Annotated in this window: 2 pseudogenes; both read right to left on the bottom strand. The window is 54.0% G+C overall.

Annotated elements, in window-relative coordinates:
• A pseudogene (locus AC1DRJ_RS29540) lies at positions 1–538 on the bottom strand (hypothetical protein); the annotation flags it as partial.
• 183 nt (positions 539–721) lie between these two features.
• A pseudogene (locus AC1DRJ_RS29535) lies at positions 722–889 on the bottom strand (transcriptional regulator); the annotation flags it as partial.
• Between the last annotated feature and the right edge of the window lie 99 nt (positions 890–988).

The following is a 988-nucleotide window of genomic DNA, read 5'->3' as shown; positions in this document are numbered from 1 at the left end:
CCTCTTCTCGACGGCACATGTAGTTGCGCGAGTCGCTGAATATGACCATTTGCCCCGGTTTTACGTGTTTACCGAGATGGCGATTCAGCGAGCGGAACTCGCGGCGCAGCATATCGCTGGGGGTGATTTCGTACAGCGAGCGTTCCAGCGCTTTGAGGCTCATGGGTTTCTGGACAATGTGGAAGCCCGACTCCACAGGTTTGGGCAGGGTGTAGGCGTGTTCTTCTACCAGATGCTGGGCCGGTGGTGGCTCGGGTTTGGGTTTGAAGGCGTTCCAGGAAGCGCCGCCGTTATTCGCAACGACTCGTGGTTTCACCACTATCCAATCGCCATTACTAACAGCTTCGATCAGTTTTCGCTGGTTGGCTCCTTGCAGGTAGTTGGATCGATTGAGGCCCAATGCGTTTAGCAGGTCGTCGAAGCCGGGTAATTCATCCGGGCGGTTCAGCGCCTGTCGAAAGTCTTCCATTGCTTGGTAGGTGTCGAGTACTTGGCCATGTTGGCCATGGAGTTCTCTTTGGGGGATGAGTCTGGCCACGTGCGTGTCCCTTTCCGCAAAATGGGGACTTTGGCGATCAGCCTCAAGTTTGAATGCCGGGTGATTCCGGTTTGGGTGTAGGGTGAATCCGATTTGCCTGCGAGCCGAAGCAGCGGACAAAAAAAGGTGCCCTGAAGGACACCAAAAAATTCACCTGATGGGATACAACAATTTCATCATTTAGGTTTGCGAGAGGTCGAGCTGCTGGCGGATGCTCACGACTTCTTCAGCGGTGACAGGCACTTGTTTGGGCAAACTGATCTTGCGGGTTCGCAGGGTGACCCTTCCTTGTCGCTCATCTGCGAGGGCTTCCATGCCGTCCATCAGTTCGGAAAAAATGTCACGTCCCATAGTGCGATCTCGTATTGGTTTCTCCATTAGTTGCTTCTCGTATTTCAAATCGCATGAGGGACGTGGTGGCAGCGACCCTTCGAAGGCATCCAGTAGATC

Source organism: Pseudomonas sp. P5_B2 (assembly GCF_056400445.1).
Note: the sequence above shows the minus strand (reverse complement) of the source record. Positions and strands in the feature narration are given on the sequence as shown.